The sequence below is a fragment of the Amycolatopsis sp. NPDC004772 genome, from assembly GCF_053601215.1.
On the sequence record NZ_JBSGBK010000025.1, the window covers coordinates 100,401 to 105,665 of the forward strand.

Annotated in this window: 5 protein-coding genes; 2 read left to right on the forward strand and 3 right to left on the reverse strand. The window is 70.9% G+C overall.

All coding sequences use genetic code 11. The annotated features are described in order from the left end of the window. Nucleotides 1-118 precede the first annotated feature (118 nt). The gene (locus tag ACWEF6_RS17770) at nt 119-967 is read left to right on the forward strand and encodes an SGNH/GDSL hydrolase family protein (RefSeq protein ID WP_449683934.1); all 849 of its coding nucleotides are present in this window, start codon (nt 119-121) and stop codon (nt 965-967) included. Here ACWEF6_RS17770 and ACWEF6_RS17775 read toward each other — a convergent pair. The 3 genes from ACWEF6_RS17775 to ACWEF6_RS17785 form a co-directional block, all read right to left on the reverse strand. Then, the gene (locus tag ACWEF6_RS17775) at nt 939-1,667 is read right to left on the reverse strand and encodes a metallophosphoesterase family protein (RefSeq protein ID WP_449683927.1); all 729 of its coding nucleotides are present in this window, start codon (nt 1,665-1,667) and stop codon (nt 939-941) included. The two genes, ACWEF6_RS17770 and ACWEF6_RS17775, sit on opposite strands and share 29 nt — an antisense overlap. 61 nt (nt 1,668-1,728) lie before the next feature. Beyond that, the gene (locus ACWEF6_RS17780) at nt 1,729-2,937 is read right to left on the reverse strand and encodes a cytochrome P450 (protein WP_449683928.1); all 1,209 of its coding nucleotides are present in this window, start codon (nt 2,935-2,937) and stop codon (nt 1,729-1,731) included. A 32-nt stretch (nt 2,938-2,969) separates the two neighbouring features. Beyond that, the gene (locus ACWEF6_RS17785) at nt 2,970-3,665 is read right to left on the reverse strand and encodes a TetR/AcrR family transcriptional regulator (protein ID WP_310974979.1); all 696 of its coding nucleotides are present in this window, start codon (nt 3,663-3,665) and stop codon (nt 2,970-2,972) included. 141 nt (nt 3,666-3,806) lie between these two features. On the opposite strand from ACWEF6_RS17785, the gene ACWEF6_RS17790 reads away from it, so the two are divergent. Further along, a complete protein-coding gene (locus tag ACWEF6_RS17790; RefSeq protein ID WP_449683929.1) occupies nt 3,807-5,183 on the forward strand; it encodes a replication-associated recombination protein A in 1,377 nt (458 codons plus the stop codon). Nucleotides 5,184-5,265: the final 82 nt, after the last annotated feature.

The window sequence follows — 5,265 nt, forward strand, 5'->3', positions numbered from 1 at the left end:
CCGTCGCGGCTGCCCCCGAACAGGACATATCCGGCCGCTGTGAGGTGCGCGTCAAGAATTAGGCCCGGTGTCGCGACCGCGTTACCTCCACCTCACCGGGTGTGAGCCTCCATGGCCGATCGTCGTGACCGTGACCGTGATGAGCGTCGATGTCACCCCGCTGCCCGAACCGCCCCGGCGCCCGCTGGCCGCCGTTGCGCCGCTCAAACGAGCCCGGCGCCTCGCTGTTCTCGGCGACTCCACCGCCGTCGGGCTCGGTGATCCGCTTCCCCGCCGGGGTGGGTGGCGCGGGGTCGGCCCGCTCGTTGCCGCCGCGCTCGGGGTCGAGGAGAGCGGCTACCTCAACCCCTCCTTCGCCGGGGCTCGGATGCGGTGCGTGCTCACCCGGCAAGTGCCCGCCGCCGTTGCCCAGCGGCCGGATGTCGCCCTGCTGGTCGCCGGTATGAACGACACCCTTCGGCCGGACTTCGACGCCGCGCGCATCGCCGCCGATCTCACCGAAGTCATCCGGCGCCTTCGCGAGACCGGGACCACCGTCCTCCCCGTCCGCTTCCACGACCACAGCAGGGTCTTCCGCCTCCCGCAGGCGCTCAAGCGCGCCCTGAGCGCCCGGGTCGCCGAACTCAACGCCGCCATCGACGAGGTCGTCGCCCGCGAAGGCGTTGCCTGCCTCGATCTCGCCCGCCTGCCCGGCGCCTACGACCTCGCCTCCTGGAGCGTCGACCGGCTGCACCCCTCCGAACTGGGCCACCGCATGCTCGCCGACGGCTTCACCGGGCTCCTCGCCGACGCCGGGTTCGCCGTCCCGGAACCGGTCAGCCTCACCTGCAGCGGCGGCGCCGAACCGAGCGCCACCGGGCACGTGGGCTGGCTGGTGCTGAAGGGCATCCCGTGGCTCTGGCGCCGCGGCCGCGAGTTCCTGCCCTACGCCGCCGTCATCATGTGGAACTCGTTCCGCGCCCGCTGAACACCCGCAGCGCTTCGACGTCCGACGCCGGATTGCGGACGAAGTAGTCCGCCCACTCCTCGATGTCCGGGTACGCGCAATGCTCCGCCAGGTAGCGGCACGCCGCCTCGGCGTCGTACTCCGTCCGCCGCAGCTGGACGCCGTCGCCGAGCAACGCCCAGTGCGCGCCCCTTGCCCCGTACGGCATTCCGACGCTGCCGGGGTTGACCACCAGCCGGCGGTCCACGAGCCGCACGTACGGCATGTGCGTGTGCCCGCAGACGATCGTCGGCGCGGTCACGCCGTCCAGGACCTCCGCCCACCTCTCCGGAGCCGAATCGACGAGCACGATCTCGCTGTCGTCGCGCGGGGTTGCGTGGCAGAAGAGCACGCCGTCCAAGGTCACCGTCAGCGGCAGCGCGTCCAGCAGCGGCAGATCGGCCGGACGCAGCTGCTTCGCCGCCCACGGGAAGATCGGGTCCGGGACGAACGTGCCGCCGGTGCGGGCCGATTCGGCCAGCTCGCGATCGGCGTTGCCGCGAACCCAGACCGCGCGGTCGCCGAGCTCCTGCAGGCGCTCGAGGGTTTCGACCGGCATCGGCCCGGCGAGCAGGTCGCCGAGCAGCACGACCTTCTCCGCCGCCCGGACGTCCGGTTCCGCCAGGACCGCCTCCAGCGCCGGGAGGACCCCGTGGACGTCCGCCAGCACCGCCACGCTCATCGGTCCACCATCGGACAGCCGCGCGCCCCGGGCGAGCGATTTCGCCCAGGGCGCAACCGGCCTAGACCGTCGACAGCGGCAGCTCGCGCACGCCGGTCATGTTGGGGTTGACCTGGAACTTCGGCGGCTCACCCGGGATCGTGCGCAGCACCGGGTAGTGGTCGAACAGGATGTCCAGCGCCACCCGGCCCTCCAGCCGCGCCAGCGGTGCGCCGATGCAGAAGTGGATTCCGCGGCCGAACGCCAGGTGCGGGTTCTCCGCGCGCAGCGGGTCGAACGCGTCCGGGTTGCGGAACACCCGCTCGTCGCGGTTCGCCGCCGCCACCCAGCAGAGCAGCATCTGGTCGGCCGGCACGGTGACGCCGCCGACCTCGACCTCCCGCATGGTCACGCGGGCGACCGCCGCGAACGGGGTCAGGTACCGCAGCGACTCTTCGATCATCGGCGGCACGAGCGAGCGGTCCGCGCGCACCCGCTCGTCCCACTCCCGGTGCGTGTCCAGGCACAGCACCGCGTTGCCGAGCAGCATCGTGGTGGTGATGTGGCCGGCCAGCAGCAGGATGTTCGCGAAGTTGACGACGTCGGAGCGGGACAGCCGCTCGCCGTCCAGCTCGGCCTCGACCAGCTTCGTCAGCAGGTCTTCACGCGGCTGCTTGCGCCGCTCGTCGACGTGCTCGCCGAGGTAGTCCGCGAGCGCCTTCTGGCCTTCCATGGACGACCGGATGGCCGCGTCCTGGTTCTCGTCCTTCTTCACCAGCGACACCTGGTTGGAGGACTCGAACATCTTGTCCACCCAGCCCTTGAACAGGGTCCGGTCGCCGGCCGGGACGCCCAGCAGTTCGGCGATCACGATCACCGGCAGCGGGTAGGCCAGGTGCTCGACCAGCTCCAGCCGGTCGCCGGCCGGGATCGCGTCCAGCAGTTCGTGGGTGATCGCGGCGATCCGCGGCTCGAGGTCCGCCACCACCTTCGGCGTGAACGCGCGGCTGACGAGCTTGCGCATCTTGTTGTGCAACGGCGGGTCGAGCTGGAGGATGCTGCCCGTCGACAGGTCGTAGTCGGGGTCCGGCATCAGCTCCTTCGGGACGAGCCGCGTGGTGTCGGACGAGAACGTCGCCGGGTCGCGGAGGATCGCCTCGATCTCCGGGTGCCCGTAGACGTTCCACATCCCGAGCTCCGCGGCGAACTCGATCCGCTTCTCCGGTTGTTTCCCCCGCAGCCAGAACTGGGCCTCGTGGAGTCCCCAGGTGTCGGCCAACGTACTGGTCATTTCCGCCCCTTTCCCCGGTGTGGCCTCACGAATCAGCCGGAGGCCCTGGTGGGATCGTGTGCGTAGATCCCGTTTCGGAAGCCCGAGACGAGCTCCTCGAGCGTCGAACTCAGTTCCGCCGCCACCTCCGCGACCGCCGCGGGATCGGGTTCGCCCGGCGGTTCGAACGCGGTGCGGATCAGGTGCGCGAGGACGTCCGCCTTCTCTTCGACGGGGATGCCTTCGAACTCGTCCGAAAGCGTGTCGCCGACGTAGAAGCCGAGCGTCGCCGCGTGCAGCGCGTAGCTCATGTGCGGGACGTCCGCGCGGATCAGGCCGTGCCGCAGCATCGTGGTCTCGAAGTGCACGCTCACCTCGTCCTGCTGTTTCTTCAGGGCGAGGTCGCCGAGCGAGCCGAACATCTCCGCGTTGCCGCGCAGCATCGCCATCACCAGCGGGCGGCGGTGGGTGATCAGGAACGACGCCGGGATCATCCGGTGGGGCAGGATCATCGCCGGGTCGGCCTTGATCATGGCCAGCAGCTCGTCGGTCAGGTCGGCCGACTCCCGCATCATCAGCGCCTGGAACAGCAGCTCCTTGCTCCGCCAGTGCAGGTAGACGGTGCCCTTGCCGATGCCGACCGCGCGCGCGACGTCGTCGATCGCCACCTTGCGGTAGCCCATGCGCAGCAGCAGCTCGCCCGCCGCGTCCAGGATGCGGTCGGCGCGCTCGCGGTTGGGATGGCTCATGCGTCTCCACCTGTGGTTTCGTTGAACATTTGACTGATTGACCGGAATCGCACTTTCGGTCAACCAGTCAGCACGACGGTAGCGCTCCGGTGGACGCCGGGGCAAGCGGTTCTGTCGGTGGGGTCGGTTAACGTCATCGGTGTGGCACAGGACGAGCTTTTTACGGTGAACGCCGACATCGCGCCTCCGCCGGAGCGCACGGGGTCGAACGCGGGCGCCGAACCGCAGGCGGACCCGGCCAGCTCGCCGCTGGCCGTGCGGATGCGGCCGCGCTCGCTCGACGAGGTCGTCGGCCAGCAGCACCTGCTGCGCGAAGGCGCCCCGCTGCGGCGGCTGGTGGAGGGCGCCGCGCCGGCGTCGGTGCTGCTCTACGGCCCGCCCGGCACGGGCAAGACGACGCTGGCCAACCTCGTCTCGATCGCGACCGGCCGCCGGTTCGTCGCGATGTCCGCGCTTTCGGCGGGGGTGAAGGAGGTGCGCGGCGTCATCGAGGAGGCGCGGCGGCGCCGGCAGTACAACGCCGAGAACACGGTGCTGTTCATCGACGAGGTGCACCGGTTTTCCAAGACCCAGCAGGACGCGCTGCTCGGCGCGGTCGAGGATCGCACGGTGCTGCTGGTCGCGGCGACCACGGAGAACCCGTCGTTCTCGGTGGTGTCGCCGCTGCTGTCACGGTCGCTGGTGCTGCAGCTGCGCCCGCTGACCGACGCGGACATCGCCTCGCTGATCGAGCGGGCGTTGTCCGACGAGCGCGGCCTCGCCGGCGAGCTGACGCTGACCGAGGACGCGCGGGCGCACCTGGTCCGGCTCGCGGGCGGCGACGCCCGCCGCGCGCTCACGGCTCTGGAGGCGGCGGCGGACGCGGCGTCGGCCACCGAGGCGAAGACGATCGACCTCGCCATCGTCGAGTCCACAGTGGACAAAGCGGCGGTCCGCTACGACCGCGACGGCGACCAGCACTACGACGTGATCAGCGCGTTCATCAAGTCGATCCGCGGGTCCGATGTGGACGCTGCGCTGCACTACCTGGCCCGGATGATCGAGGCGGGCGAGGACCCGAGGTTCCTGGCCCGCCGGCTGGTGGTGCACGCGAGCGAAGACATCGGCATGGCGGACCCGACGGCGCTGCAGTCGGCGGTGGCGGCGGCGCACGCGGTGCAGTTCATCGGCATGCCGGAGGGCAGGCTGGCCCTCGCCCAGGCGACGGTGCATTTGGCGACGGCCCCGAAGTCGAACGCGGTGATCAAGGGCATCGACGCGGCGCTGGCGGACGTCCGCGGCGGCTTGGCGGGCACGGTGCCACCGCATCTGCGGGACGGGCACTACGCCGGGGCAAAGAAGCTGGGGAACGCGCAGGGGTACCGGTACCCGCACAACGTGCCGGAGGGCGTGCTGGCGCAGCAGTACCCGCCGGACGAGCTGGTGGGGCGGGATTACTACGAGCCGACACAGCGGGGAGCCGAGCGAACCCTGGCCGACCGGGTGCCCAAGCTGAGGCGCACGATCCGCGGCGAGTGAGGGGCGGCGCCGGCCGGGCCACGCGTATCTGGACGGTCGGTGGGTGTACCTGGACATCGCGGGCTGGAAAGACCGGTCACCG

What these genes read in the sequence shown, in the direction of transcription:
- ACWEF6_RS17775 (WP_449683927.1), bottom strand. Translation starts at nt 1,667, where the DNA reads ATGAGCGTGGCGGTGCTGGCGGACGTCCACGGGGTCCTCCCGGCGCTG.
- ACWEF6_RS17780 (WP_449683928.1), bottom strand. Translation starts at nt 2,937, where the DNA reads ATGACCAGTACGTTGGCCGACACCTGGGGACTCCACGAGGCCCAGTTC.
- ACWEF6_RS17785 (WP_310974979.1), bottom strand. Translation starts at nt 3,665, where the DNA reads ATGAGCCATCCCAACCGCGAGCGCGCCGACCGCATCCTGGACGCGGCG.